Origin of the sequence: Actinomadura sp. WMMA1423 (assembly GCF_006547145.1) — a bacterium.
Classification (GTDB): domain Bacteria; phylum Actinomycetota; class Actinomycetes; order Streptosporangiales; family Streptosporangiaceae; genus Spirillospora.
In genome coordinates this window covers 7,164,982-7,190,176 of sequence record NZ_CP041244.1, presented here as the reverse complement: position 1 = coordinate 7,190,176, position 25,195 = coordinate 7,164,982, and the positions used below count along the sequence as shown (strand labels likewise).

General features: G+C 64.7%; 22 protein-coding genes and 1 tRNA gene. 11 read left to right on the top strand and 12 right to left on the bottom strand.

What is annotated here, in order from left to right:
- The first annotated feature begins 840 nt into the window (after nt 1–840).
- Nucleotides 841–4,962 (top strand): NACHT domain-containing NTPase, encoded by a 4,122-nt coding sequence (locus FKD65_RS33410; protein WP_141582351.1) that lies wholly within the window; start codon nt 841–843, stop codon nt 4,960–4,962.
- A 129-nt stretch (nt 4,963–5,091) separates the two neighbouring features.
- On the opposite strand, the gene FKD65_RS33405 is transcribed toward FKD65_RS33410, so the two are convergent.
- The 4 genes from FKD65_RS33405 to FKD65_RS33385 form a co-directional block, all read right to left on the bottom strand.
- Nucleotides 5,092–6,335 (bottom strand): IS3 family transposase gene (locus FKD65_RS33405; RefSeq protein WP_141582349.1). Its coding sequence is split into 2 segments (ribosomal slippage): nt 5,092–6,047 and nt 6,047–6,335, totalling 1,245 coding nucleotides; the frame shifts between segments, so codons are not numbered across the junction.
- A gap of 47 nt (nt 6,336–6,382) precedes the next feature.
- On the bottom strand, nt 6,383–6,688 hold the full coding sequence (locus tag FKD65_RS33400) for a hypothetical protein (protein WP_141582347.1): 306 nt from the start codon (nt 6,686–6,688) through the stop codon (nt 6,383–6,385).
- A 137-nt stretch (nt 6,689–6,825) separates the two neighbouring features.
- A complete protein-coding gene (locus FKD65_RS33395; protein ID WP_205718324.1) occupies nt 6,826–7,785 on the bottom strand; it encodes a restriction endonuclease in 960 nt (319 codons plus the stop codon).
- A gap of 457 nt (nt 7,786–8,242) precedes the next feature.
- Entirely contained in the window at nt 8,243–8,722 is a 480-nt protein-coding gene (locus FKD65_RS33385) for a helix-turn-helix domain-containing protein (RefSeq protein WP_141582345.1), read from the bottom strand.
- A 96-nt stretch (nt 8,723–8,818) separates the two neighbouring features.
- On the opposite strand from FKD65_RS33385, the gene FKD65_RS33380 reads away from it, so the two are divergent.
- On the top strand, nt 8,819–9,349 hold the full coding sequence (locus tag FKD65_RS33380) for a pyridoxamine 5'-phosphate oxidase family protein (protein WP_141582342.1): 531 nt from the start codon (nt 8,819–8,821) through the stop codon (nt 9,347–9,349).
- A gap of 144 nt (nt 9,350–9,493) precedes the next feature.
- On the opposite strand, the gene FKD65_RS33375 is transcribed toward FKD65_RS33380, so the two are convergent.
- Nucleotides 9,494–10,396: an IS5 family transposase gene (locus FKD65_RS33375; RefSeq protein WP_141582340.1), complete on the bottom strand. Its 903-nt coding sequence runs from the start codon at nt 10,394–10,396 to the stop codon at nt 9,494–9,496.
- Between the two features lie 342 nt (nt 10,397–10,738).
- Here FKD65_RS33375 and FKD65_RS33370 point away from each other — a divergent pair, with 342 nt between their 5' ends.
- Together FKD65_RS33370 and FKD65_RS33365 are read left to right on the top strand one after the other, a co-directional pair.
- Entirely contained in the window at nt 10,739–11,308 is a 570-nt protein-coding gene (locus FKD65_RS33370) for a response regulator transcription factor (RefSeq protein WP_141582338.1), read from the top strand.
- Between the two features lie 84 nt (nt 11,309–11,392).
- Nucleotides 11,393–11,465 (top strand) — tRNA-Lys (locus tag FKD65_RS33365).
- A 719-nt stretch (nt 11,466–12,184) separates the two neighbouring features.
- On the opposite strand, the gene FKD65_RS33360 is transcribed toward FKD65_RS33365, so the two are convergent.
- Nucleotides 12,185–12,535, bottom strand: coding sequence for an ATP-binding protein (locus tag FKD65_RS33360; RefSeq protein WP_168221270.1), 351 nt, complete (start codon nt 12,533–12,535; stop codon nt 12,185–12,187).
- Between the two features lie 299 nt (nt 12,536–12,834).
- On the opposite strand from FKD65_RS33360, the gene FKD65_RS33355 reads away from it, so the two are divergent.
- Complete coding sequence (locus FKD65_RS33355; RefSeq protein WP_141582334.1) at nt 12,835–13,527, top strand: DUF5753 domain-containing protein; 693 nt, start codon at nt 12,835–12,837, stop codon at nt 13,525–13,527.
- Nucleotides 13,524–13,718, top strand: coding sequence for a DUF397 domain-containing protein (locus tag FKD65_RS33350; protein WP_168221269.1), 195 nt, complete (start codon nt 13,524–13,526; stop codon nt 13,716–13,718). Before FKD65_RS33355 ends, FKD65_RS33350 begins: the two co-directional genes overlap by 4 nt.
- Nucleotides 13,719–13,832: 114 nt before the next feature.
- Here FKD65_RS33350 and FKD65_RS33345 read toward each other — a convergent pair whose 3' ends face one another.
- Both FKD65_RS33345 and FKD65_RS33340 read right to left on the bottom strand, forming a co-directional pair.
- Complete coding sequence (locus FKD65_RS33345; protein WP_205718323.1) at nt 13,833–15,635, bottom strand: ATP-dependent DNA helicase RecQ; 1,803 nt, start codon at nt 15,633–15,635, stop codon at nt 13,833–13,835.
- A 443-nt stretch (nt 15,636–16,078) separates the two neighbouring features.
- Complete coding sequence (locus FKD65_RS33340; RefSeq protein ID WP_141582332.1) at nt 16,079–16,564, bottom strand: hypothetical protein; 486 nt, start codon at nt 16,562–16,564, stop codon at nt 16,079–16,081.
- Nucleotides 16,565–16,770: 206 nt separating this feature from the next.
- Between FKD65_RS33340 and FKD65_RS33335 the strand changes: the two genes are divergently transcribed.
- A complete protein-coding gene (locus FKD65_RS33335; RefSeq protein ID WP_141582330.1) occupies nt 16,771–17,385 on the top strand; it encodes a bifunctional 2-polyprenyl-6-hydroxyphenol methylase/3-demethylubiquinol 3-O-methyltransferase UbiG in 615 nt (204 codons plus the stop codon).
- Nucleotides 17,386–17,439: 54 nt separating this feature from the next.
- Here the strand turns inward: FKD65_RS33335 and FKD65_RS33330 are convergent, their stop codons facing one another.
- On the bottom strand, nt 17,440–18,384 hold the full coding sequence (locus tag FKD65_RS33330; protein WP_141582328.1) for a TIGR01777 family oxidoreductase: 945 nt from the start codon (nt 18,382–18,384) through the stop codon (nt 17,440–17,442).
- Between the two features lie 595 nt (nt 18,385–18,979).
- Here FKD65_RS33330 and FKD65_RS33325 point away from each other — a divergent pair.
- Nucleotides 18,980–19,213, top strand: a complete 234-nt coding sequence (locus tag FKD65_RS33325; protein WP_368367156.1) for a DUF397 domain-containing protein — start codon at nt 18,980–18,982, stop codon at nt 19,211–19,213.
- Nucleotides 19,214–19,248: 35 nt separating this feature from the next.
- Here the strand turns inward: FKD65_RS33325 and FKD65_RS33320 are convergent, their stop codons facing one another.
- Together FKD65_RS33320 and FKD65_RS33315 are read right to left on the bottom strand one after the other, a co-directional pair.
- Nucleotides 19,249–19,476 carry a DUF397 domain-containing protein gene (locus tag FKD65_RS33320; protein WP_141582326.1) on the bottom strand — a complete coding sequence of 76 codons (228 nt, stop codon included), beginning with the start codon at nt 19,474–19,476 and terminating at the stop codon, nt 19,249–19,251.
- Between the two features lie 17 nt (nt 19,477–19,493).
- Complete coding sequence (locus FKD65_RS33315; protein WP_141582324.1) at nt 19,494–20,438, bottom strand: helix-turn-helix transcriptional regulator; 945 nt, start codon at nt 20,436–20,438, stop codon at nt 19,494–19,496.
- Between the two features lie 158 nt (nt 20,439–20,596).
- On the opposite strand from FKD65_RS33315, the gene FKD65_RS33310 reads away from it, so the two are divergent.
- The gene (locus FKD65_RS33310; RefSeq protein ID WP_141582322.1) at nt 20,597–21,193 is read left to right on the top strand and encodes a hypothetical protein; all 597 of its coding nucleotides are present in this window, start codon (nt 20,597–20,599) and stop codon (nt 21,191–21,193) included.
- A 223-nt stretch (nt 21,194–21,416) separates the two neighbouring features.
- Here FKD65_RS33310 and FKD65_RS33305 read toward each other — a convergent pair whose 3' ends face one another.
- The gene (locus tag FKD65_RS33305; RefSeq protein ID WP_141582320.1) at nt 21,417–22,712 is read right to left on the bottom strand and encodes a hypothetical protein; all 1,296 of its coding nucleotides are present in this window, start codon (nt 22,710–22,712) and stop codon (nt 21,417–21,419) included.
- 334 nt (nt 22,713–23,046) lie between these two features.
- Here FKD65_RS33305 and FKD65_RS33300 point away from each other — a divergent pair, with 334 nt between their 5' ends.
- Entirely contained in the window at nt 23,047–23,631 is a 585-nt protein-coding gene (locus tag FKD65_RS33300) for a dihydrofolate reductase family protein (protein ID WP_141582318.1), read from the top strand.
- Nucleotides 23,632–23,695: 64 nt separating this feature from the next.
- A complete protein-coding gene (locus tag FKD65_RS33295; protein WP_141582316.1) occupies nt 23,696–25,114 on the top strand; it encodes an MFS transporter in 1,419 nt (472 codons plus the stop codon).
- Nucleotides 25,115–25,195: the final 81 nt, after the last annotated feature.

The window sequence follows — 25,195 nt, the reverse complement described above, 5'->3', positions numbered from 1 at the left end:
CGACCTCACGAAAGATCGAGGCTAGCGTTGCCCACGGACCCAGGCGACACACCCGACAGCCTCATCAACCCGGCCATCGACCACGGCGGACCGGACAACGTCACAGTAATAGTCGTCGATGTTCAAAACTGGACGACTGTGCGACCTGACTGTTAAGTCCAGGCTCGGCTCGCCCGACAGGACCGATCATGGGCTAGAGTTGGTGCTGGAAATTGGTGTGGAGAGTCCACGCCAGAGCCAGCATAACCTCGCACGACTCGCAACAATCGCCGCGGCAGCCCGTCCAAGCCGTCGAGGTCCCGCTGCGCCTCAGCATCGCCGACGACCGCAGCAGCGTGGCCCTGACGAACAGCAGACCGTTTGTTCTGGTCCCCGCCTATTAGGGCACCGACCAGGTAAATAGTTCGACGCCTAGTCCCCAAGCCTGCCTGAGACCACTCTCCGACAAGGCACTCGGGGCCCCGCACGAGCAAGTCGGATGCAAGCGCTCGGGCCCGAAAAGATGCTGGCGTTCTGGCAGCCTCCCCGCTTCGCGGACTTCGGCTTCAATGCACGAACAGCCTCACCTCGGCATCGCCGGGGTGCGCCGATCGGCCCAACCGCGACAATCAGGCAAACGCCCCATGGGACCCGTACCCACTCAACTCGGTCTAGAAGCGTCCCCTAGGAGACCCACTCCTGCACTACGGCAGCAGCCTGGATCAGGGTGGCCCAATCCGGCCACTTCAGGCATACTTCAGGCATCCCGCACTTTTATCCTGTAATACAGAGGTAAGAGGCGATTGCAGCACTCGAACCGGATGCTGCCGCATCACCACATACAAGCAAATACCACGCTGAGTGGGCACGGATCTGTCCGACGTTTCAAACCCCGGAGGGGCCTCAGTGCGTTCTACCTCGATAACTGCGATGAGCTTTAGCCAAGTACGAGAGCTTGTACAAGATGAGCCAAACACCGACGAGACTTTGGACTCTATTGATGCCATTCTTGGGGCAATTATTGCGATCTCCCCAGTAGTGCTTGGACCAACGGGGATTGCACTTCTGCCACTTATTGGCGTCAAAAACGAAATGATGAAGTTTGGAAAACGTATACTGAAGACCTTGGTGACTTCGGAGAACGACTACCTGGGCAGATCAGAGCGCATGGCAGCAGCGCATTGCCTCATCACGTTCACTTCATTCTTCGATGCGCTCAGCCAAGAGCTTCCGGAATTGAACCAGGCAGTGTCGCTGAGCTCCAGTGAACAACTAACACTTGCCATACAGGCAGGAAGACGTTTCAGCCAACTCATGGAGGGTCAGGAAGGGCGCCTCGGGAAGAAGCCAAGTCTGATTATTGACCTTCCAATATCGCTCCCACATCCCACCAGCAACTTGTCCGAAGAAGAACACGGAAGAATTGGCCTATACAAGGAATTGGCCGATGGATTTCTACATTTCATGTCGGGGCTAGAAATTTGGGAATCTGCCAGCCAAGAATACAGACGCAACGTAACCTCGATCCTAGAAGAGCTGCCACAGATTGCAGCAAGAACCTATCTAGATCAATATCTTTCTCTGGCTATCGATTACCCCAACTTCTCGGTTTGGGCAAATTTGCACGAACACATCAAAAGCAGAGAAGCGACCTATAGGCTCGCCGATGACGTTGAGAAGCAAGCAGCTTTGGTGGCTAAGATGGCTGACGCCATCGATCAGAGTTTGAGCATGCTCGACGCCGCAATGAAGTCAGGTCTTGTTGCCGACAGAATGCCTCACTCTTATAGTGAGGTACTCGAAGGACTACGACTCACCTACCTGCACGACATCGGCAAGCCCGTTATTGAGGACAGATTTACTGAGGCGACGGATCAGCAGGCCCAGCTTGACTACCCAAGTAAAAGCGACGCCTTTATCCCCCAGGCTTTTAAGGTCCTACGCTATCAGAAAGCCAGCCAACATCTCGAAGATGAGCGACTATGGGGAGAAGCTCACTCACGAAACGATCTCGGTGCCTTTATTGTTCAACACCTGGAGTCGGCCTACGGAGCCGACGAATCACTGCTAGTCCTTGGGCACCCTGGGTCTGGGAAGTCCCTGTTTACTGAGATGCTCGCGGCACGGCTAGCTCCAGGCTTTGCCACGATCCGAGTGGAACTGCGAGACATCGACGCAGAGACGGATCTTCAGTCACAGATTGAGCAGCAGATTAGGCGTTATACCGGCCACGAAATCAGCTGGCCGCAGTTCGCGGCAGCCTTCAAATCGACACCTCCCCTGATCGTACTGGACGGCCTAGACGAACTGTTGCAGGCGAGCGGTAAGGCTTTTAGTCACTACCTTCTAGACGTCGCCAAATTTCAGCGACGGGAAAGAGTTCTCGGCCGACCAGTTCGGATAATTGTCACTAGCCGCATCACGCTGATTGACAAGGCAGCAATCCCGACCGGCACAACAGTGCTAAGGCTGCTTGAGTTCGACGAGCCACGTCGATCTCTATGGGTGAAACAATGGAATAGTTTTAATCATAGATATTTCACAACTTCAGGTGTGGCCCCTCTCGCTATCCCGGACAACCCGAAAGTTTTGCAATTGGCCGAGCAGCCGCTTCTGCTACTCATGCTTGCGGTGTACGACTCCGCCGCCAATCAGCTAAGTCGCCATCCGAATCTCGACCAGACGTTGCTCTATCACAGCTTGTTGGTGCGCTTCATCGAACGGGAACGACTAAAAGGCGATACAGGTCACGAGTTCGCCAGTCTGCCGGAGGCTGATCAGCAGCGAGCTATCGAGAGCGATCTCGAACGGCTAGGCGTAGCAGCAATAGGGATGTTTAACCGACAGGCCCTGCACATTCAGCGCGATGAACTAGATGCAGACATCAGGTACTTCGAACTTGCTCGTGATTTTCCCAACCGAGCAGGTGGCCGGCAGCTAAGCCAAGCAGAACTGCTACTCGGGAGCTTCTTCTTTATCCATGAGTCCAAAAGCAGCTCCTCAGAACCTGATCTCAATGCGCTGAGCCAGCCGACCGCGTTCGAGTTCTTGCACAACACCTTTGGGGAATTTCTAACTGCCGACTTCATACTCCGCCAAGTCATTAAGCAAACCACCGTTATTGGAAAACTTCGAACTGACACCACTTTCCTTTCAGCTCTTGAACAACGACTTGAAGTATTGGAGGACCACTGGTTCACATGCCTGATCTACACTCCGCTCCATACCAGGCCTGTGATCCTTGCGATGCTCAGAGAATGGTTTACGCACAGGATCAGCGATAACGGCAAAAACAGCTCCGACGTTATGCGGAATCTGGACACCATCGTTCTTCGCCAACTTGGAAACATTCTTTTCGACAATCCTCCTGAACCAATTTCAAAGCGTCGAGCGGACACCCCTTATCGGCCCCTGCCCCTCCTAGGGCACCTAGCCACTTACAGTCTGAACCTTATTGTGCTCCGCACGATGCTTTCTACTCCATCTTTTGAGTTCGATGAGTCGGTTCTTGGCGCCATGAACAATGGTTGCAGACCTTGGGATCGGCTCGTGCAACTCTGGCGGTCCTGGTTGCCCCTGGAAAGCTTGCTCGGCGTTGCTGCGGTCATCACTGCATCCCGGGACGACAAAAAGGTAGTCGTCCTTCCTAAGACTTCTTTTGCCACCAGAAACAGCAATTCTCGTCTGCATGAACTATTCATCGTCGCCGACGCACTCGGAGACGATGTGCTTGCTGGTCTAGCTGGACTAAGCACGCACTCTGGGTCTCGTCAAGAAGCTGAGATTATTTCAGAGGCGATTCACCGGCTCGCGTCCGACGACATTGATCTCACTGCTCATTGGTATGCCCTCCGGTCGAGATGGGATTCGGTGCACTCGGATAGGTTTATACGTGATGCCCACTCATATCTCCGAGGGCCTCTTTCTGAGCCTTTTGGTCCGACTCTCCTAGAAGTGCTGGGACGGACCGGTCCATCTGTTGCTCTAACCGCGAGCCTACCGGTGGAACCGGGCAGAGTTGAACAGCTAGTTCGGATGTCGCGTTACGAGGCCGAACTCTCTATCGAAGTAAAAGATCGCATGGAGCCGCGATGGCTTCCCCATCTATTCTTTTCCGCAGAGGCACCTGAGAGATTCATCTCCTCTCCCGCCGGTGCACCGCTATTTCGCGCTGCCGCAAAACGCATTATGAACAGCAGTGTTGCTCAAGCTGTTGGACGTATAGAGGCTTCCGAGTCACTAGACCGCTTCCTCTATGAGGTCCATGACCTAGAAACAGCTGCAGCCTTGGCGCACCTTGCCGCCACTTATGGCGCTGCAGGCCTATGTCAAACAACGCTGCACGTAGCTCTCCATGGGTTGCAGACTAATAGGTGGCGTGTATCTCATCTACCTCTCGCTTATCTGAGACTCCTCCCGAAGGCGTTGAACGTTGGAGTTCTGCCCCCAAAAGATAGAGCCGAGATAAAGCGCGGATTCTCCAGAGCTGTCGACTCTGACCTAGAAGAAGCTCTCGATCGCTCTAACAAAGATAGGATACCGGAAACCTTTCTCAATCCTGGCCAACTGGATCTCTTGACGGAGATCGTACAGATCGTCGACAACCAAAGGATCGTTGGCATTTTGCATCAGATAGTAGAGCGTGAGCAGGGGCCTGATTTTGAATTGCTAGGGCCAATTGACCTCTTCCTTAAGATGGCGATAGTAGCTCATCGGATTAAGAAGCCAGAACTTTTGGCTTCGTTCAATGCCTCACAAAGAAGGCGTCAGATAATACGGCCCGGCGGCGATGACGGCAAGAACGAAATGCCGCCCGGCATAGTGATGCATCTTGACTCCGGCGAATTTCGAGTGAGTGGCAATTTTGATCTTACGGCCGAGGGATTCAATGCTCTTAAATGGGCAAGGAAGCACCTGAGTGATCCGTGGCTTGGGTCGATCGTCGACATCATTCTAAAAAGCCGTCGGCCGAGGAGATATTGACCACGTGCTGTTGGTTGTTCTCAGGCTTGCTATTCAAGGTAACGGCGATGACGTATGCGCGACCCCTCCCTCAATATGGCGAGGCTTCCCAGCGGCTCGTATTGAACCGCGCCGGGTTCGGTGGAGGCTCTATGGAATGACTCCAGCCGCTGGTTGGGGCTGGTGTTGAGGGTAGTAGTCGGCTTCGTGTTCGGCGGGTGGGATGTCGCCGATCGCGCTGTGGAGGCGCTGGTGGTTGAACCAGTCGACCCATTCGGCGGTGGCGAGTTCGACGTCCGCGAGGCCCTTGCAAGGCCGTCTTGGTTTGATCAACTCTGTCTTGAACAGGCCGATCTGGGACTCCATGAGGGCGTTGTCCAGGGCGTCGCCGACGGTTCCGATCGATGCGTCCAGGCCGGCCTCGATGAGCCGGGCGGTGAACGCGAACGAGGTGTATTGCGACCCGGCGTCCGAATGATGCACCAGGCCCGGCCCGGCCGGCGTCCCGGCCCGGTCCCGCCGCCACAGCCCCATGTCCAGGGCGTCCAGGACGAGCTTGGCGCGCCTGTTCGTGGCCGCTGACCAGCCGACGATGGCGCGGGAGTAGACGTCCACCACGAACGCGACGTAGACGACCCCGGCCCAGGTCATCACGTAGGTGAAATCCGCGACCCACCGCTGGTCGGGGCGGGCTGCGGTGAAGTCCCGCTCCAGCAGATCAGCGGCACGCTGGTGACCGTCGTCCCGGATCGTGGTGCGGATCTGCGTGCCGCGGCGAACGCCTTGAAGGCCGAGGTCGCGCATCAGCCGGGCGACGGGGCAGCGGGCCTCCGTGAACCCTTCGCGATGCAGTTGGCGCCACACCTTCCGGACTCCGTAGACGCCGTAGTTGTCGGCATGAACCCGGCTGATCTCGGCTTTGATCGCCTCGTCCCGCAGGGCCCGGGCACTGGGCCGCCGCCTCTTGGCGGCGTAGTAGGTGCTGGTTGCGATCTTCACCCCGTGCTGGGAGAGCACACGGCAGATCGGCTCGACCCCGAACACCTGCTTGAACTGCTCGATGAACGCTACGAGCGTCGCGACGGCCGGTCGAGCTCGGCCGCGAAAAAAGCCGACGCCGCCTTCAAGATCTCATTCGCTCGGCGCAGCTCGGCGTTCTCGGCCTTCAGCCGCTTGATCTCCTCGGCCTCCGCCGTGGTGACGCCCGGCCGCTGACCGGCTTCGATCTCCGCCTTCCGCACCCACGTGCGGACCGTCTCCGGCGTCTTGATCCCCAACTTCGCCGCTACGGCCTTCATCGCCGACCACTCATTCGGGTAGTTCGGACGCACCTCGGTGACCATGCGCACCGCACGCTCACGAAGCTCAGGGGGGTAGGGGGACGGACGTGCCATGACTCGATCCTCTCAAGGAATCGAGCCTCCATCAGACCCGGCGCGGTTCAGGACGTCGTGACGGCGGTTAGGAGACCGACGGAGACGCGGAAGTGGAACTCCCCCTTCACGCCCGCGACGACGACCAGCCAGTTGTCGGGACCGGTCTGGAAGACCTGCCGCCCCTTGATCCGCTTCGCCTGCTGCGGCTGATGCGCCAACGCGACCTCGGCGGCCAGACGACGAGCCTGCTCAGCGTCGCCCCCGGCCGGCTGCCTCGCGGTCAGGGCCCATTGGACGGACTGCCCCTTGGTGACCTTCTCCTCAATCAACACGAACCACTGATTAGACGAAACCGCCTCCCACTGCTCCATCCCCCGATGATCTCGCACGCACCAGCCCCAACTCAGCGGCAAGGACGACCGTCGGTCGTCACCGTATGGTTCGCCCCTCCCCGAGTCATCATGGTCTGGCAGGTGGGGAGCGCAACCTCTAGTGACGAGGCCGCTGGCTACTGGAAGGAGAGCGGGCCAGCCCACGGCTGCTGGCCCTTCTTTGGGTCGTCAGCCTCCCGCTCGGAGAGACGCACCCAGACTTCCTGGTCTGGCCAGATGATGTCGATAGCCAGGGTTTGGCATAGGGCGACGAGGTCACGGCGGGGCTCGATCGGGAGCAGGACCGCGACGCGTTTTGGCTTGAGGTAGCGGCTGTAGTCCAAGATCTGGCCGATAGCCATGCGGACGCCTTCTCGCGTCACTGTGCCCTTGGCTTCAATGAGTTCGTCCGTGGTCTGGTCGTACAGGTCGGTGTAGAGCGGCTTCGCTTCACCAGCAGGGCTGATCTGATGGCGTGTGACCTTGTGGCCTAGCGAGACGATGTAGTCGATATAGGTCCGCAGAAGAAAGCTCTCCCGACGCTCGGCTTCGTACGGCTCACGAGCGGGATCCACAAGGGTGCGCTCCGTGCGCTGCTCCTCAGGCTCTATCGCAGTGATGCTGGGCTCCGCACCGGGAGTCTTGGGGATGTGGGCTCCCTCGTGCCTCACCTCACCACGTGGCCGCAGCCGGAACATGATGACGCTGCGCACGGGCCCGTTGCCGGTCTCAGGAGCGTCGGTCAGGTAGTACTGCTGCGTCTCATCTAGCTCAAACTCCCCCACGTACTGCACCCGGTTCCCCGGCACAGCACGGAACAGCCTCAAAGCCCGACCATTTACACGATGGTTCAAGATCGCCAGGTTGCCCTGGACCATCCTCTGATCACCGACCTGGCCCTCACCGCAGTAGTGAAAGCAACCGTCATCGCCCCAGCCGTCGTAGTAGCCGTGCCGATGCCCCTTCTCAGGATTAGTGAAGAGCAGCACGTTCGGGGTCGTCCGCGAGGGGCCGATACCGCCGTACTGCCGTCCCCCGTACTGCCCGTGCAGATCGCGACGAACGACCACGTCCCCAGGCTTGAGTGACCAGCCCATGCTTTACCCCCAAAAATTTAGGCCGATTTTAGGGGGAAAAATAGGACATAGCAAGCATGCTGGACAGCAGGCAGCTAGGTCACGCCGCTAGGCGCCGTGGGATAAACCAAGAGGCTACGCGCGGCTCATCGAGCTTCGAAGATCATGCAGTTACGCTCCGACCCTAGAAATGTCAACGACATGCCAAGGGCGAGGATGAGTGTCGATGAGACGGCTCCGCTGCGGGCACTCGTAGTGGACGGGGACGCCCTGGGCAGGGCTGACGTGATCTCCGTACTGAACGGCAGCGACGAGTTCCAGGCGTTGCCGACACACCCGACCCGGCCGCGGCGGGCCCGCTGGCTGAGCGCCTGCGTCGTCAGGCCCTTTCGGAGCGGCAGCCAGCACGCAAGTGGGACGTCTTCGGCCGGCGGCTGCCAGTGCCGGGGGCATTCCGAGGTGCCGGTCTTGTGGCTGATCAGAGGGCCGTCGGTCCGAAGGAGTTCCGTCCGGCGGCACTCCGAGGGCGGTGGCGCATCCGCGCACCGAGGTGGGCCTCCCTGAGGTCGTCCATGAAAGCCTCCCATAGAGGTCGCCCGCCCTGGTCGAGCGTCTCGGCGTAGCGACTGAGCCGATCGTCGGCGCCCAGCTCGCGATGCCCCCAGACACCTAGCTGGACGAGCACGGGAACCAGGGCGATGGAGCGCTCGGTGAGGCTGTAGATCGCCTTCTGCTTGTGGGTGGGGTCCTCGCTTCTAGTGAGCAACCCCGTGTCGGTGAGCCTGTGAAGGCGTTCGGCGAGGACCTTCGTCGAGATGCCTTCGTCCGAGGCGAGCAGCTCTCGGTAGTGCCGCTTGCCGGCGAACATGATGTCGCGGAGCACCAGCAGTGACCAGCGGTCCCCGAGCACCTCGACGGCCAGGTTGACCGGACACTCGGAGCGGTTCGTGGCTGCCATCCCTGCTTCCTTATCACACTGGTTGCTTTTCTAAAGCACTCTACCCTAGGCTCAACTGATGTCGAAAGGTAAGCAGTCGTTGGACGGGGAGGCAGCATGGCACAGCGAGTACCGGCGGCAGAGGCGCTCACACCTACCGGCAAGGGCACCGACGTGACACCGGGGGCCCATGTCCTGGATTGGTCCGAGGTGGAGCGCCGCTTCGCCCGGGACGGTTGGCGATGGCTGGCGACGGTGCACCCGGACGGGGCACCGCACGTCATGCCGGTTTTCGGTGTGTGGTCGGAGTCGGTCTTGTTCATCGCTTCCAAGGGCACCGCGCGTAAGAGCCGCAACCTTGACGCGGAGGGACGCTGCGTCCTGTCCACCGACGTCGAAGGGGCGCATCTGATCGTCGAGGGCGAGGCGAGTCGGGTCCTGGATGAGGAGACGCTCACACGCGCCTCCGGCGCGTTCGAGCGGGTCTACGGTTGGCCGACCACCATCGCCGACGCCGAACTCGACGCCGACTACGGCGCGCCGACCTCTGGCGGACCGCCATACCGCGTCTATCAGATCAGGCCGAGCAAGGTGTTCGCCCTGCCGTCAACAGCGAACTTCATGCCCACCCGCTGGCGCTTCACGTGACGGGCATCGAAGCCCCTTCTCCGGGCGCCCCCGCGCCCGTTCGGCCCCCAGACTCACTATTGGGTTGGGAGACCCCGCGAGACGAGCAACCAAGGCTGAAAGTTCGGGGGCGCTTGTTTCCGGCGACCTGTACTAGGGCGTGTCTCAAAGGCAGATCAGCCAGTCGTTGATGACGGCGATGTGGAGGGTGGCTTCGTAGCGGACGGCGAGCTTGTCATAGCGGGTGGCCACGGCTCGATGACGTTTGAGGCGGTTGATGGCGCATTCGATGGCGTGCCGCTGCCGGTAGTCCAGCGCGCAGAACACCGGCGGGCGCCCACCCCGGCTGCCCCGCTTTGCGCGGTTGCGGGCCTGGTCGGCCTTGACCGGGATCGTGCAGCCGATCCCGCGTCTGCGCAGGTAAGCGCGGTTGGCGTAGGAACTGTAGGCCTTGTCGGCCCGGACGCGCTCCGGTCGTTTCCGCGGACGGCCCGGCCCCACCCGCGGCACCGCGATCCGCTCCAGGACGGCCCGGAACTGCGGCGAGTCTCCCCGCTGACCGGCGGTGACCAGCAGCGACAACACCTTCTGTCCCTGCTCGCACGACAGGTGGATCTTGGTGGTCAGCCCGCCACGCGATCGTCCCAGCGCGTGATCGGCAGGCTCGCCGCCAGCCTCATCCGGGGGCTCGGCCTGCTCATCAGGCCGGGTGCGGGCACCAGCGGCGTGCTGATGGGCCCGAGCGATCGTGGAATCCACACCCACCTCCCAGGTGATCAGTCCGACCGCGTCCGCCCGGCCTTGCAGCCCGGCCACGACCCGCGCCCACACCCCCGCCCGCTGCCAGCGGCGAAACAGCGAGTACACCGCCTGCCAGGAGCCGTAACACCACGGGACATCCCGCCAGGGCGCACCGACCCACACCCGCCACCGGATCCCGTCGATGAGCTGCCGTTTCGTCCACTTTGACGGCCGACCCGGCCCCTTGGGCGCCGGCAGCAGCGGCTCCAGCGCCGCCCACTGCCCATCGGTCAGGTCGAACCGCCGCGTCACCGCTAGGGTGGCCACGAGGTCTCCGGTGTTTCTGGTTCTTCTTGGTCGATGAACCCTCTACCGGAGACCTCGCTGTTTAAGGATCACGACACACCGTCACACACCAGACTTCGAGACAGCCCCTAGGGGGCAGGCATCGGGCATATTGCCTTGACGTGCCCTGATATGGGCCGGACGTTGGAGGTCGAAACCCCTCCGCTCACTCCAGCTCTCAGCGCCTGGCCGTCCACCGACAATCGGGCCCCGACGTCGTTCCGGTCTCGATAAGGCGTCCGTAGGCGCCGGTTCATCGACCTTCGAAGATCATGCGGTTATGCTCCGACCCTAGAAATGTCAACGACACGCCAAGGGCGACGGATGAGTGTCGATGAGACGGCTCCGCTGCGGGTACTCGTGGTGGACGGGGACGCTCGGGGCAGGGCTGATGTGATCTCCGTGCTTGATGGCAGCGACGAGTTCCAGGTCGTTGCCGACACACCCGACCCGGCCGCGGCGGGCCCGCTGGCCGAGCGCCTGCGGCCCGACATCGTCCTGCTGGACGCGGCCGCCGCGGATCACGCGCTGCCCCTCAGTACGTCCTCCCGTGTCTTCGTCCTCGCCTCTGACGACCAGCCCGCCGTCGAGGCCGCTCTCCGCGCCGGCGCCTGCGGCACCCTCGTTCCCGGCTCCTTCACCGCCCACGATCTCGTCCGCGGTGTCCGCCACGCGTCCCGCACCACCCTGGGCCTGTCCGCCCGCGAAGCCGAGGTCATGGATCTGATCGCCACCGGGCGCTCCAACGGCGAGATCGCCCGCCAGCTCTTCCTCAGCGAGAAGACGGTAAAGAACCACGTCAACCGCATCTACGCCAAGCTCGGCGTGGGCTCCCGGGCCACCGCGATCGCCCTGTGGCGCGGCATGATGAGCGTCCTTCCGGCCCGGGGCTAAACCGGTTCGCACTGGTCCGCAGGGCCTGATACTGTTCTTCCTGTCGCGAGGGACCCCGGCCCGCCGCCGAGGCCCGTACGACAGGCGCCGTTAGCTCAATTGGCAGAGCAGCGGACTCTTAATCCGCGGGTTCGGGGTTCAAGTCCCTGACGGCGCACCCGCACCCCAGGGCGTACATCAATGATCGGTGTGCGCCCTGTTCGTGTTCGCAGCCACCACCGCGGCAGTTGCCCCTGTGGAGAGACCTCAGACGCTCCCCCGATTCGGTCTTACGGTGTTGGACGTCGAACCGCCTCGAATCTTGGGCCGCGCACCCCTTGCTGATCAGCATGACCCCTACCAGTGGATGTCATGCATGGGGGCCCGCCCGCCGCGCTGTCCATCCGAAGGGGACGACGGGCCGGGCTCAATGAGCCCGGCCCGCCTACTTGCTGCTACGAACCCGATGGGGCCGTGTTACCGGACCGCAGGGGAACTAGCTGGTGCGCGTGTCAGGCGGGGACGTGCCCTCGCCCGTCCCGGCCCTTCCTTCGGGCTCCGCTGCGGGGTCCTCTGAGCCCCCTCCAGCCCGCTTCCGCAGTTCCGTGACCCAGTTCATCCGGGCCAGCTGAAGGGGGTTCTCTCTGACCCTCGCCAGGTCTTCCTCGTCGGTTGCCATGTTCTCTCCTTTGTTCTCCCGACCGTGACTTCGCCACAGTTGGGATAGACCGTCCACGCCGGTTTGGGATGGCAAGTGCCGGCGCCAGATATCCGCCCATTCGTTGACGACAGTTTGAATGCCGTTAATCGGTGGGCCGTTAATTGGACATGCCATGCGCATTTATTCAGGTGGCGGTGGCGACGGATGCCGCGAACAGTTGGCACTCGGCGCGACGGTCACGGTTGGATGCGTGACCAGATCCCCTTGCCGCCGGCGGGGTCGCCGGTCACACCGCACTTGGTCGAGAGCGCTTGGACGATGTGAAGACCCGAGCCGCCGTTGTCGTCGAACGCCTCCTCGGAGAGGTCGAGGTCTTCGAAGGTGAGTTCCTTCATCGGCTTGGTCTGAGGGAGGGCGTAGTCGGCGTCCCAGACGGCGATGACGATGCCGTGCCCGTCCCGGCTGAGCTGGAGGCGGATCTCCTGGTGCGGCGTCTGGCGGCTCGCGTTCGTGACGAGCTCGGAGACGACGAGAAGCGCGTTGTCGAGAATGCCGAAATAGTTCCAGTTGCGGATTCGTGCGTCCACAAGGGTACGAGCCAGTCCCACTGCGGACGCTGTGCCCATAAGGGAAATAAGGAGATCCCCGCGCGCCGTCATCACCATCGTCCAGCCCTTGGCCGAGATTCCGAATTCATGGGAAAAGAATCAGCGGCACACTCCAGCTTTGCCTGTATCGAGAGAAACCAAAAACAGGGAGTAGCCATGGCGATCGTCCGGGACTCACTCGACCCCACGATCTCTATGTGGCACTTTCTTGCCTACTGCCTCCGGTTCACAAGGGAGAAGGAAGGAATGTCGCTCACCCAGTAGGCAAGATCATTGGAATGGCGCGATCAAGTGCTTCGAACATCGAGGCCGGGCGAGCGAAGCTCCAGGTCGACTACGCCAGGCGGCTGGACGTGAAGCTCGAAACCGGTGGACTGTTCGAGCTGCTGCTCTGGTACGCCCGGATGGCTCACGACCCAAACTGGTTCAAGCAGTACAGTCAGCACGAGCGGCAGGCAGCGGAGATCAAGGTGTTCCACGGCCAACTGATCCCCCTGCTTTTCCAGACCGACGACTACACGCGCAGGTACGGCCGGCTGAGCACATCGAAAGATCGCGAAGCAGTGCTCGGCGCCCGAATCGCTCGGAAGCGAGCCACCCTGGAGCGAGACGATCCGCCCTACATCCGGGCCCTCCTGGACGAGGCCGTTCTCGCACGCCAGGTGGGGGGAGCCGAGGTCATGAAGCCACAGCTCGAACATCTCCTCGAAATGAGCGAGCGATGGAACGTGATCCTCCGCATCGTTCCGTTCTCGGCAGGAGAGCACGAAGGGGCAGATGGGTTCTGCCAACTCATCGGCCTCCACGATCGGGACATCGCCTATGCGGGAGCCCATGGGGGCGGGCGCTTGATCGAGATGCCTGACGAGATCAAGAACGTCATTGATAGTTTTGAGCGTATCGGCGCAAAGGCGGACTCTCAGGACGCCTCGCGCAAGCTGTTCAAGAGGTACTTGGAGAACTACGCATGATGATTCAGTGGCGCAAAAGTTCATACAGTGGCTCAGCGAACGATGATGTTTGCGTTGAGCTGGGACGACTTGCGCCAGGTACCGAGATCGGAGTCCGCGACAGCAAGGACCCTGACGGAGGCCGCCTTGCTCTCTCCCCCGCCCAGTTCGCCGGCCTGATCAAGCAGATCAAGCAGGATTGCGCCCGCTGACCGTCCTCCCAGGCCGGCTCGCTGCTGCTCCGCCCAGGACGACCTCATTGGTGACATCCCTCTGCCCCGAAGAGGCGAGAGAAGGCCACGAGAACGGGCGCTGGGCGCCTGGGGTCAGGAGACGCCGGTGGGGGAGTTTTTGCTAGCTGCGGTGGCCTTGTCTCGGCTTGTGCGGGATTTCCGGGTGCGTGTCCTTCCGCGGCGGCCCGAGGGGCGGGAGTCGGTGGAGGGGGCGTCGGAGCGGAGGGTCAGGAGGTCTTCGTCGCGTTGGATCGCCTCTAGGGACAGGGTGCGGTAGCCGGCTTCCTCGAAGAGGACGGTGATGCGGTCGGGTTCCAGGCGCATGACCGTTCCGGTTCCCCAGGCGGCGTGTTGCACCTCGGAGTGCAGGGGGAACGGCGCGTCGTCGTCCGGCTGGGCGGGGGCTTCGTCGGCGCGGGCCGGGGTGGTGGTTGTTCCGGTCTCGCATGCGTCGCAGTTTCCGCATGGGCCCTGGTAGGGCTCGCCCAGGTACTCCAGCAGGAAGCGGCGGCGGCAATCCGTGGTCTCCGCGTAGGCGCGCATCATGTCGATGCGCGAGTCGTCGACGCGGCGGCGGTTCTCGTCAAGTTTCGTGGCGCGTGCCACGGCCTCCTCGGGGGGCGGCCCTTCCTCGGCGTATCGCAATTCTCCCCTGCCGGTCGTCTCCACGGCTCCGGCCTGTTCCAGCAGGTTCACCAGGCTGGTGAGCTTGGACGCGCCGACGCTCAAAGTACTCCGCATCTCGCTCGCCGGAACCGAGCCGCCATGGGAGTGGAGGAGCGTCGCGGTCTGGAGCAGCTTCTCCTCGTCGGGCTTGCCCGCGGCGAAGAAGCGGCGCAGTCCCAGGTCCTGAGAGCGGTAGAACAGGACGGCGGCCGCGGGCTTCCCGTCACGTCCGGCACGGCCGATCTCCTGGTAGTACGACTCCGGGGACTCCGGCGGAGCGGCGTGCAGGACGTAGCGGACGTCGGGCTTGTCGATCCCCATGCCGAACGCCGAGGTGGCCACCACGACATCCAGTTCGTCGTTCTGGAACGCCTCGTGGACCCGGTGGCGGTCCGCCGCCTTCATCCCGGCGTGGTACGCGGCGGCACGCAGGCCCGTCGCGGCCAGGTCCCAGCCATAGGTCTCGGCGTCGCGCCGGGTGGCGACGTAGACGAGGCCCAGTCCCTCGCGTCCGGCGGCGTCCTCGACCAACGCCTTCCTCTTGTCCGCGTCCTCGTGGAAGCGACGTACCTCCAGGGACAGGTTGGGGCGGTCGAAACCGCGGACGAGTTGCCGGGCGTCGTGAAGGCCGAGCGACGTGAGGATGTCCTCGCGCACCGGCGGCGAGGCGGTCGCGGTCAGCGCGATGACCGGCGGATGGCCGAGTTGCTCGATCACCCGGCCGAGCCGCTGGTAGTCCGGCCGGAAGTCGTGGCCCCACGAGGAGACGCAGTGCGCCTCGTCCACGGCGATCAGCGAGGGGCGCGCGGCGGCGAGCCGCTCCACGACCGACGGCTTGGCCAGTTGCTCGGGCGAGAGGAAGAGGTACTCCGCTCCGCCCGCCCGGATCTGGTCCATGGCGTCCTCGCTCGCTCCGCCGGACTGGGCGGAGTTGACCATCACGGCACCGCCGGCGTCGCGATCGGCGAGCGCGGCCATCTGGTCGCGCTGCAGAGCGATCAGGGGCGAGATCACCACGGTCGGCCCGGGAAGCAACTGTGCGGGGACCTGGTAGACGGCTGACTTGCCGCCGCCGGTCGGCATGACCAGCAGCACGTCACGACCCTGCAGCAGGTGTTCCATCGCCTCGCCCTGGCCCGGACGCAGGTCCGGCCAGCCGAACACGTCCCTGGCCACCCGGCGCAGCCGGCGACGCCTGCCCATCCGGCCCCAGCTGAACCGCTTGTCCATCAAGTCCTCCTCGTCCGGTGCCCTTCCGACGAGTCCGAGGACGTCGGCGGGATACCGACCGTCCTCCCTCACCCGAAGCGACGAAACACGCGGAGATCTTTCTCAGGAGCGCGAGCGGAAACGTCCAGCGGCATTGCGCTGCGGTAACGCCCGCCGGCCACCTGCCGATTGGGCCATCGGCGGCGTTCCGGTGTCCTGCGTGGCCTGCCACCGGCCGGGCTTCCACGGCCTGTCCCGGCCTGCCGACTTCGAACCGCGGTGGGCTTGGTTCGGACGGCCGCCCCCTCACCGGAGCGACCACGGGGCCGGGCGGTGAGCCGGGAGTGCGGTTGGAGAAGGGCCCGGCCGCAGCCGGGGCCCTTGACCAGGAGGGGTCAGCCGAACCGGGGGTTGTCGACGACCCAGTACCGGCTGTTGTTCGCGTTGGACAGCCGGAACTTGATCTACGCGTTCTGCGCGCCGGACGGGACGGCCGCGGTCAGGTCCACGACGCGGGACTTGGCGTCGGCGCTGTACTGCAGGAGCTGCTGGTCGGCGCCACCGTCGTAGGAGACCAGAACGGTCGCGCGCTGGTGGCCCTCCAGCAGGTAGTGCGAGATGGGCAGGGTGGTGCGGCCCCCGACGGGGACGTTCGGGGAGATGAGTGTGGTGTTGTACGTACCGAAGTAGGTCTTGTCGGCCCATTCGTCGCTCTCGGCGACGGCGAAGACGCCGCGCGCCCGGACGTTGTTCTCCCGGTTCTGGCCGGTCTGGGTGGCCGTCCAGAACTCGTCGTCGGTGAGCGTCCAGCCGAGTGTGGACGCGGGGATGCCGGTCTCGTCCTGGCGGGACGCCAGCGACGACCACGTGGCGTCGAACGGGTCGGTGCTCGCCGTGAAGATCGACTTGCCGTCGAGGTGCGAGGGCTTGGGCACGCCGAGGTAGTCCAAGACGGCGACGACGCCGGGACGCCGGATCCGGACGCGATGTTGCCGCCGTGGCCGCCCGCGTCGGTGTGGCCGTGATCGGTGGTCACGATCTACAGCCATTCCTCGCTGGCGTAGTTCGGGCGGGGCTCTTGATCGAGTCGGTGACCGCGCCGATGCGGATGTGCTCGGCTACCCTGGCGTACCCGGCCGCTGCGAAGGGGGCGTCGATGAGCCGCTGGTCCGATCTGACCGGTGGGAGTTCCGGGGCGGACTACGCCGCTCGGTTCGCCGACCTCGCCGCCTCCGGGGCGGACGTGCACGGGGAGGCGCGGCTGTGCGCGGCGCTGGTTCCCCCGGGTTCACGAGTACTGGACGCCGGCACCGGTACCGGACGTGTCGCGATCCGGCTCGCCGAACTCGGCTACGCCTGCGTCGGAGTGGACCTGGACGCCTCCATGCTGGCCGAGGCCCGCCGGACGGCCCCCGAGATGACCTGGATCAGGGCCGACCTGGCCGCTCTCGAGCTGCCGGACGCCGATCCCTTCGATCTCGTCGTGGCCGCGGGCAATGTCATCCCGCTGCTGGCTCAAGGCACCGAGCCGGCGGCGATCCGGGCGATGGCCGAGCTCCTGCGTCCGGGCGGACTTCTCGTGGCGGGGTTCGGCCTCGACGCCGCTCACCTTCCGGTGCCGCCGAGCGTGGATCTGGCGAGCTACGACGCCTGGTGCGCCGCCGCCGGGCTGAGCTTCCACCAGCGCTTCGCCACCTGGGACGGCGACGACTACCGCGGCGGCGGCTACGCCGTCAGTGTCCACCGCCGGGGCTCCCGCGCGGACAGCTGACCGACAGGCGGCAGGGCGGTGCCCACCTCCGCCGCCCATGCGCTGCGTCCACCGCTATCGCGAGCTGCGCACGCGGTGGACCAGGTCTTCGGCGGCCTCTTGCCACCGGGGGTGGTGGAAGGTGAAGCCTGCCTCGAGTAGACGTCCGGGGACGACTCGACGGCTTTTCAAGAGGAGTTCAGTGTCCGAGCGCAGTGCCAGCGCTCCGAGCTCGGCCATCCATTTCGTCGCGGGCAGGCCCACCGGGACGCCCCAAGCCTTACGCAGTGTCCGCATCAAGGAGCGGTTCGATACCGGGTCGGGAGCCGCGAGGTTCACCGGACCGGCGATGTCGTCCCGGTCGATCAGGAACTCCACCGCGCGGACGAAATCCTGGTCGTGGATCCAGGACACGTACTGCGCGCCGCCCGCGACCGGGCCGCCGAGGCCCAGCCGGGCCAGCCAGAGCAGGTAGTCGAAGACCCCGGCTCGGTCGGGGCTCATCACCATGGCGGAGCGCAGGGCGACCTTGCGGGTGGAGGGGGTGTCAGCCTGTTCCTGCGCCCGCTCCCAGTTCTTGGCGATCTTCACGCTGTAGGCCCAGTAGGCGGGCACTCCGGGCTCGGTGCCGCCGATCACGCCGGACGCCTCGTCGTTGGGCGCGTCGAAGCGGTGGGAGTAGATGGTGGCGGTGCTCATCTGGAGCCAGACCCGAGGAGGCTTCGCGGCGTCCGCGATCGCCGTACCGACGACCTGGGTCGAGCGCACCCGCGAATCCATCATGGCCTGCAGGTTAGCCGGGGTGTACCGGCAGCTCACGCTGCGTCCGGCCAGGTTGATCACGGCATCGCTGCCGTCGATCGCCTCCGCCCAGGGGCCCAGCGTCTCGCCGTCCCAACCGATCTCGTGCCCGCGTTCCGGGCGCCTGGTCAGGACCACGACGTCATGTCCGGCGGCGGTCAGCGCGCGGTACAGGATCGCACCGATCTGACCGGTCCCCCCAGGTATCACAATCCTCATCAGGCCCACTCCCCTTCACGGTGGAACGAGCCTAACGCAAAGAAGTGAACACGTTCAAGACTCGGCCGCGGGGAGATCAGACGCTCGCCTACGAATGGCCGGCGTCGCGATCGCTGTCCCAGGAGAGCACGTGAGCGGGCAGGCTGCGCGAACGGCGTCGATCGGTTGGGGAGCGAGCCCAGGCCGAGTGAACTCGGCGCCCTGGATCATTTCTGTGTTCGCTGAGCCAGGGGATGAGCCGGCGACACCGAGGTGAGGATCTGTGGCTGCGGGGGTCATGCACCGGATCTCCGCGTTCGATGGCCAGGACGCTCATAAGGCAGAGGCTGATGACTGACTCGAAGGTGCTCGGAGGCCTCCGGGGTGGCGGACCGCCCCGCCGGACCGGCGCCGCCGGCCGACCTACGGCGGCGGACTCGGGAGGGGGATACCAGCAGGTCGCACAGGGTGGCCGGGGTCCGATACCTACGGCATTGACGACCCACGTAAAGAAGCTCTTTACTCACCGAGCAAAGCGATAGAAGATATCCGATGTCGACCTGGTGGACCGGCTGGGCCCCTCGAGCGTCCGTCCACCAGGCTCGGCCGGTGAGGAGTGACAGACGTGATCAGATCTCACACGGGCGTCGCTGAGAGCCACGCCCTCATCTGGCGCAAAAGTAGCCGTAGCAATTCGTTCGACAACGCCCAATGCGTCGAAGTCGCAGGCGCCGAAACAAGCATACTGGTCCGCGATTCCAAGGACGTCCAAGGCGCCGCTCTCTCCATGGGCGGCTCAGAATGGGCCGAGTTGGTCACGCGAATAAAGCAGGGACAACTGGATCTCTGATCCAGATCTCGCCACCGCTCTTTGTCGCCCGGTCCCTACAGGTCGAACGCGCCTTCTTTTACCTGCGCCACGAAGAGATTCCACGCGTCGCCCTCAATACAGATGTTGCCTCCGATTGCATGCTTGGAATCGCGCACGAAAATCACTGCCGTATCGCGATCCGGAAAAGAACTCCGGGCGGCGACCTCCACGCAGTCTCCTTCGGTGCTGTGCCTGCTCTTGCGCCAGCTCAACGCGGGTTCGGGAGTGTGATCGGCAGCCATCGAACCATCTCCATGCCTCATTTTCCTTGCTTGTATTCTGCCGCTACCAGTGAGATCATGTCGTTCGCGTCCGCGGCCTCGAGCGCCCTGGATCGAAGTTCGTCGAAGGCTCGATCATAAGTGAAGACCTGGACTGGGTCCTCGATGATGAGCGTTCCTACGAGTGTCTCCAGGGTAGTGATATTGGGATCATCAGGGTGACTGAATCCCAAGGTGGTGAACGTACCCGCGACTCCGGAGTGCGCGCCCGCATCATAGGGCAGGACTTGGAGCGTGATGTTCGGCTTCTCGGCGAGCCGGAGCAGGTGCATTAGTTGCTCGTGCATGACTTCCGCGCCTCCGATGGCTCGCCGGAGCACGGCCTCGTCGAGCACGGCCCACACCTCGAGCGGCTCCGTCTCGTGAAGGCGCCTCTGGCGGTTGAGGCGAATCTGGACCCGGCGCTCGACCACACCATGCGGATGCGGACCGTTGGCCTCGATGATGGCGCGGTGGTAGTTCTCCGTCTGCAGGAGTCCCGGCACCAAGGTCAGATGGTAGCTATGCATGACCCTGGCCTCGTCTTCAAGGCCGATAAGCGTTGCGAAATTCTGGGTCATGGTGTCGGCGTAGACCTGCCACCAGCCGCGTTCATTCGCTGTGCGAGCGAGGTTGAGCAGCCGTTCGGCCGTGGCCTCGGGCACCGAGTACAGGTTGAGCAGCTTGCGCAGGTCCGAGAGAGTGAGGGTCGTGCGCGCGTTCTCGATACGCGAGACCTTGGCGCTGGACCAGCCCAGCTCGTCCGCGATCTGCTCTCCCGTCATGCCGTGGGCCGCACGGAGTTCCCGGAGCTCTCTCGCGAGCTGACGCCCGCGCACGGAGGGGACACGCCGCTCACGGACCATGGCTGCCTCCTCGGTTTCGACGCCATCTGGCGTCATGCCTGCTGTCTTGCCGGAACAGAGCATCATGAAAGCTGTCAAGATGCTTCATGCACCAGGTTACATGAAAGCTTGCATGATTGGAGTGGATCAAGCATCCTGGAACAGGGATGCAAGTACAGCCGCCAAAGGGAGCGGTGGCAGTGAGAGCTGGCACGGGGGAACGCACCTGCGGCACCGGACAGATGGTGCGATGACCCATGACCGAACTGGCATTGGCCGATGACGACGCGCAGCGACTGGACTACCGGTTCCTGGTCGCCGTCGATCTTGAGGGCTTCAGCGCGCTGAGCACAAAGGACCAACGAGCCGTCCAAGCCGCTCTCCACGGAGCACTCGACGACGCCGCGACGCTGGCGGGACTCGACCGAAGCGCCTGGTTACGCCAGGTGGGCGGAGACGGAGAGCTCTCCGTCCTGCCTGCCGAGACCGATCCCGTCCGCCTGGTCGCTGTATTTCCGGAGCGACTCGCCGACGTCCTCGCCCATGTCAACGCCGCTCGCCATCCCGAACCGCGGATCAGGGTGCGGGTGGCGATCCATCACGGAACGCTCGCCTCCGGCTGCCTCGGTCCGGTCGGTCGGGCGCCCATCATCGTCTCCCGCCTTCTCGACTCGGGATCGCTGCGCAGGGAACTCGCCAGGCGCACTGATACCAACCTCGCTCTGATCGTCTCGGATTCGCTCTACAACGACGTCATCGAAACCCAACTGGGCGGTCTTCAGCCCGGGGCGTTCCGCCGTGTGGTCGTACGGGCCAAGAAGATCAGTTATCCCGCATACATCCAGCAGGAATGACCGGTGACCGACGTCACCGTCTCCGGCCCCCCTCGGGGACGCATCGGGGGCAGGCAGGTCGGCAAGACGCACCCTTCGAAGATCCAGGGGCAGGGCGGTGGGGGCAGGTGTTCGGGGCTAGCGGGTGCGGATCATCACCACCCCTCCAGCACCTGACGTCGACAGCGAGTGCACCCACCTTCGCCCTATTCCCTTCTGCCCTTGGTGTGATCGACCCAGGGGATCAGCCGCACTTGTTCACGGGGACGCCGTAGAGGGCGCGTGCTTTTGCGTGTTCGGCGACCGTCCAGATGCGGCCCTGGCCGCGGTAGCAGCTCAGGTCCTCGGGGCCCTTGGCGAGGCTCTGCGTGCCCTTCTTCTCCCAGCGGCCCTTGCTCCGGTTCCACACCGAGTGCAGGAGGACTCCCGGACGGGCGCCCGCTCCCTTGGCGTTGTGACCGAACCAGGCGTGCTCTTCGCCGCCGTTGAGATACGCGGTCACGCCGCCCTGGACGCGCTTGACCGGCAGTGGGGAGACCGCGAGCGCGCGGGCGTACCCGTCGCCGCCGGTGCGCGGCTTGCCGTTCCTCAGCGGCCAGGTGGCCATCCGGCCGTTCGGCGCCTTCTGGCCCGGGTCCTTCGGCTCGGGGCAGTACTCGCCGGTGACCAGGGAGTCCACCCCGCTGCGGTCGACCGACACCCACGACCACTTCGGCGGGCCGCTCGCCTTGCAGTTCTTCAGCGGCCCCTTGCCCTTGGCGTTCAGCCAGCTGCCCACCTGCGGCATCACGTACCGGTAGCCGTGGCCGTAGTAGGTCTTGCCGTGCAGGCCGACCCGGCCCTTCTTCTTGGTGGTGCCGTTCTTGCTCTTGCCGAGGTCGAAGATCCGGCGCATGTCGAACACGCGCAGGCCGAGCTGGGTCTCGGCGACGTAGAGGTGGTTGCCGTACCAGGTGACGCCGCCCGCGTGGCTCTTGATGTCCCTGTAGCTGGCCTTCTTGCCCTTCGTCATGCCGGGCATGACCAGCAGCACGTGCCGGTATGTGCGCTTCCTGAGGTTGACGAACGTGACGCGGATGTTCTTGGCCTTCGGCGCGTACCAGGTGACCACCATGGTGTACCCGGCCTTGCCCCACTTCTCGTTGTCCTTGGCGTCGGAGACGCTCGAGACGCCCTGCGGGATCCATCTCTGCTTCGAGGAGTCCTCGCCGGCCGCCCAGCAGTACGCGAGCGCCTTGCCCGGAACACTGGCGCCCTTCGGGGGGCATCCCTTCGAGCCCTCCGCGCGGAGCTTGCGGTTGCCCTTGGCGTTGAGCAGCGCCTGGACGCCGCTCTTCTTCAGCTTCTTGTCGAGGGCGTCGACGGTCTTCGTCCTGCTCGCGCCCTTCTTGATCACGAAGTCGGCCTTGCCGGGGGCCGCGGCGGGGAGCGGGGAGATGGAGCCGTCCGATGTCGCGGGGAGGGCGTAGACGCCACCGGCCACCATGGCGGGCAGGGCGACGCTCACGGCGCCGACCCGCAGTTTGCGCCGGTCCTTCACATGATCACCTCCGGAGGTAGCGGCGAACGTAGCATTCGGCATCTCGCACACAAACAACACTCTCCGCGAATGAACAATCGCCATGAGTCACTTGCGGGAGTTCGTCGCCTCCTTGTTGCGATCGCTCGTCACAGTCGGTAGTCGGATAATTTAACCCCCATTTACCTGCGGCCCGTAAGCCGAACGCCGCGTCGCGCGCCCGCTCCCCGGGTCGGCCTGCGGTCGCCCAACTCGTCGGAGGTGCCGGCCGTGTCGATCTGAGGGGTGGACGTTCGTGTAGGGGGTGACGGGGTCGCGGCGAGCGCGGCCCCCTTGGCACGGAAGGGGTCGGCTCATGCGGTCGGTCATGGTCACGATGTTCGTCACGCTCGACGGAGTCGTGCAGGGGCTCGGACGTCCGGACGAGGACACCCGGGACGGGTTCGCTCACAGCGGTTGGGGGCCTCAGTACAACGACGAGGTCATGGGGCGCGAGATGGCCAAGGGCATGGCCAACTCCGGGGACATGCTCTTCGGACGCCGCACGTGGGAGGACTTCTTCACCGCGTGGGGGCGGGCCACCGACGGCAATCCGTTCACCACGCACATGAACGCGGCCAGGAAGTACGTCGCGTCCAGGACCCTGGAAGACGCGGACGCCTGGGAGAACTCGGTGCTGCTGCGCGGCGAGGCCGTCGAGACGGTCGCGGAGCTGAAGGCTCGGCCGGGGCCCGATCTGGCGATCAACGGCAGCGCGTCGCTGGTCCGGAGCCTGCACGCGGCCGGGCTGATCGACCGGTACACGCTGCTGATCCACCCGCTGACGCTCGGCGGCGGCAGGCGCCTCTTCGACGGGACCGCGCCCATGACCGAGTTCGAGCTCACCGGGAGCGTCACCACCACCAAGGGCGTGATCATCGCTCATTACGCCCGCCGATGACCTTGTGGGGTTCGGGGGTGTTGGTTAGCTTTCGGGCTACCTCGCCGCCGGTGTTAGGACCCCCATGCTCCCTGAGAAGGCGTCCCGCCGGACCCGCGTGCCCCGGGCCGGCGGGGGCCTGGCGCTGGCACTGCTGTGCGGCGCCCAGCTCACGCTGGTGGTCGACGCCTCGATCGTGAACATCGCGCTGCCCAGCATCCAGCGCGGCCTCGGGTTCGGCGACGCCGGGCTTTCGTGGGTGGTCAACGCCTACACGCTCGCGTTCGGCGGGTTGCTGCTGCTCGGCGGACGGGCCGGCGACCTGTTAGGGCACCGGCGGGTGTTCGCGGCGGGGGTCGGGGTGTTCACCGTCGCGTCGCTGGTCGGGGGGCTCGCCGTCACGCCGGGGTGGCTGCTGGCGGCCAGGGCGATGCAAGGGGTCGGCGCCGCGCTGGCCGGGCCGGGCGCGCTGGCGCTCCTCGCGACCACGTTCCAGGACGCGGAGCGCAGGAGCCGGGCGCTGGCCGTGTTCTCCGTCGTCGCGAGCGCGGGGATGGTGGTCGGGCTGGTGCTCGGCGGCGTCCTGACGGCGTGGGCCTCGTGGCGGGCGGTCCTGTTCGTCAACGTGCCGGTGGGGGCGGCGATCGTCCTGCTCGTGCCGCGGGTCGTCCAGGAGTCGGCCAGGCGGGAGGGACGGTTCGACGCGGGCGGGGCGCTCATGTGCACGGTCGGTTCGACGCTGCTGGTGTACGGGTTCATCCGGGCGGCCGAGCGGGGGTGGTCCGGGGGGCTCACGATCGCCGCCTTCTGCGGGGCGGGCGTGCTGCTGGCGCTGTTCCCGGTGGTCGAGGCGCGGGCGCGGCAGCCGATCGTGCCGCTGGGGCTGTTCGCCGACCGGGACCGGGTGGGCGCCTTCCTCATGCGGTTCCTGCTGACGGCGGCCATGAGCGGGATGCTGTTCTTCCTGACGCTCTACGTCCAGGGCGTCCTCGGGTACGGGCCGCTGGAGACCGGGTTCGGGTTCCTCCCGACGACGGTCGCGCTGATCGCGGCGAGCCGGGCGGTGCCGTGGCTGCTGCCCCGGTACGGGCCGCGGCCGATCATGGCGGCGGGGGCCGTGCTGTGCGTGGCCGGGATGGTGTGGCTGACGCAGGTGACCCGGGACAGTTCGTACGCCGGGGTGATCCTCGGGCCGGTACTGCTGTTCGGCGCCGGGACGGGGCTGGTGGCGGTGGCGGCGACGTTCGTGGCGATGGCGTCGGTGCCGGCCGGGGAGTCCGGGGCCGCCTCGGCGCTGCTCCAGAGCATGCAGCAGATCGGCGGTTCGCTGGGGGTGGCCGTACTGGTCACCGTCGACCACGCCGGTTCCTCCGAGGTGGACGGCATGCGGGACGCGTTCACGGCGGGGGTCGGGTTCACCGTCTGCATGCTCCTGGCGCTGGCGGCCTTCCGCGGTCAGGGGCGTTCCGGGGCGGAGGGACGAAGGCGCGGTTCGCGGCCATGACGCCGTTCCGCCGGACGGCACACGCGTCCGCCCGCCTCCCGGGAGGCGGGCGGGCGCGCTCGGCGGCTTCACCGGGCAGGG

Excerpts from the sequence above, each read along its gene's own strand:
- FKD65_RS33400 (WP_141582347.1), bottom strand. The coding sequence starts at position 6,688 with ATGGAGCAGTGGGAGGCGGTTTCGTCTAATCAGTGGTTCGTGTTGATT.
- FKD65_RS33395 (WP_205718324.1), bottom strand. The coding sequence starts at position 7,785 with ATGGGCTGGTCACTCAAGCCTGGGGACGTGGTCGTTCGTCGCGATCTG.
- FKD65_RS33385 (WP_141582345.1), bottom strand. The coding sequence starts at position 8,722 with ATGGCAGCCACGAACCGCTCCGAGTGTCCGGTCAACCTGGCCGTCGAG.
- FKD65_RS33380 (WP_141582342.1), top strand. The coding sequence starts at position 8,819 with ATGGCACAGCGAGTACCGGCGGCAGAGGCGCTCACACCTACCGGCAAG.
- FKD65_RS33370 (WP_141582338.1), top strand. The coding sequence starts at position 10,739 with ATGAGTGTCGATGAGACGGCTCCGCTGCGGGTACTCGTGGTGGACGGG.
- FKD65_RS33355 (WP_141582334.1), top strand. The coding sequence starts at position 12,835 with ATGGCGCGATCAAGTGCTTCGAACATCGAGGCCGGGCGAGCGAAGCTC.
- FKD65_RS33350 (WP_168221269.1), top strand. The coding sequence starts at position 13,524 with ATGATGATTCAGTGGCGCAAAAGTTCATACAGTGGCTCAGCGAACGAT.
- FKD65_RS33345 (WP_205718323.1), bottom strand. The coding sequence starts at position 15,635 with ATGGACAAGCGGTTCAGCTGGGGCCGGATGGGCAGGCGTCGCCGGCTG.
- FKD65_RS33335 (WP_141582330.1), top strand. The coding sequence starts at position 16,771 with ATGAGCCGCTGGTCCGATCTGACCGGTGGGAGTTCCGGGGCGGACTAC.
- FKD65_RS33330 (WP_141582328.1), bottom strand. The coding sequence starts at position 18,384 with ATGAGGATTGTGATACCTGGGGGGACCGGTCAGATCGGTGCGATCCTG.
- FKD65_RS33320 (WP_141582326.1), bottom strand. The coding sequence starts at position 19,476 with ATGGCTGCCGATCACACTCCCGAACCCGCGTTGAGCTGGCGCAAGAGC.
- FKD65_RS33310 (WP_141582322.1), top strand. The coding sequence starts at position 20,597 with ATGACCGAACTGGCATTGGCCGATGACGACGCGCAGCGACTGGACTAC.
- FKD65_RS33300 (WP_141582318.1), top strand. The coding sequence starts at position 23,047 with ATGCGGTCGGTCATGGTCACGATGTTCGTCACGCTCGACGGAGTCGTG.
- FKD65_RS33295 (WP_141582316.1), top strand. The coding sequence starts at position 23,696 with ATGCTCCCTGAGAAGGCGTCCCGCCGGACCCGCGTGCCCCGGGCCGGC.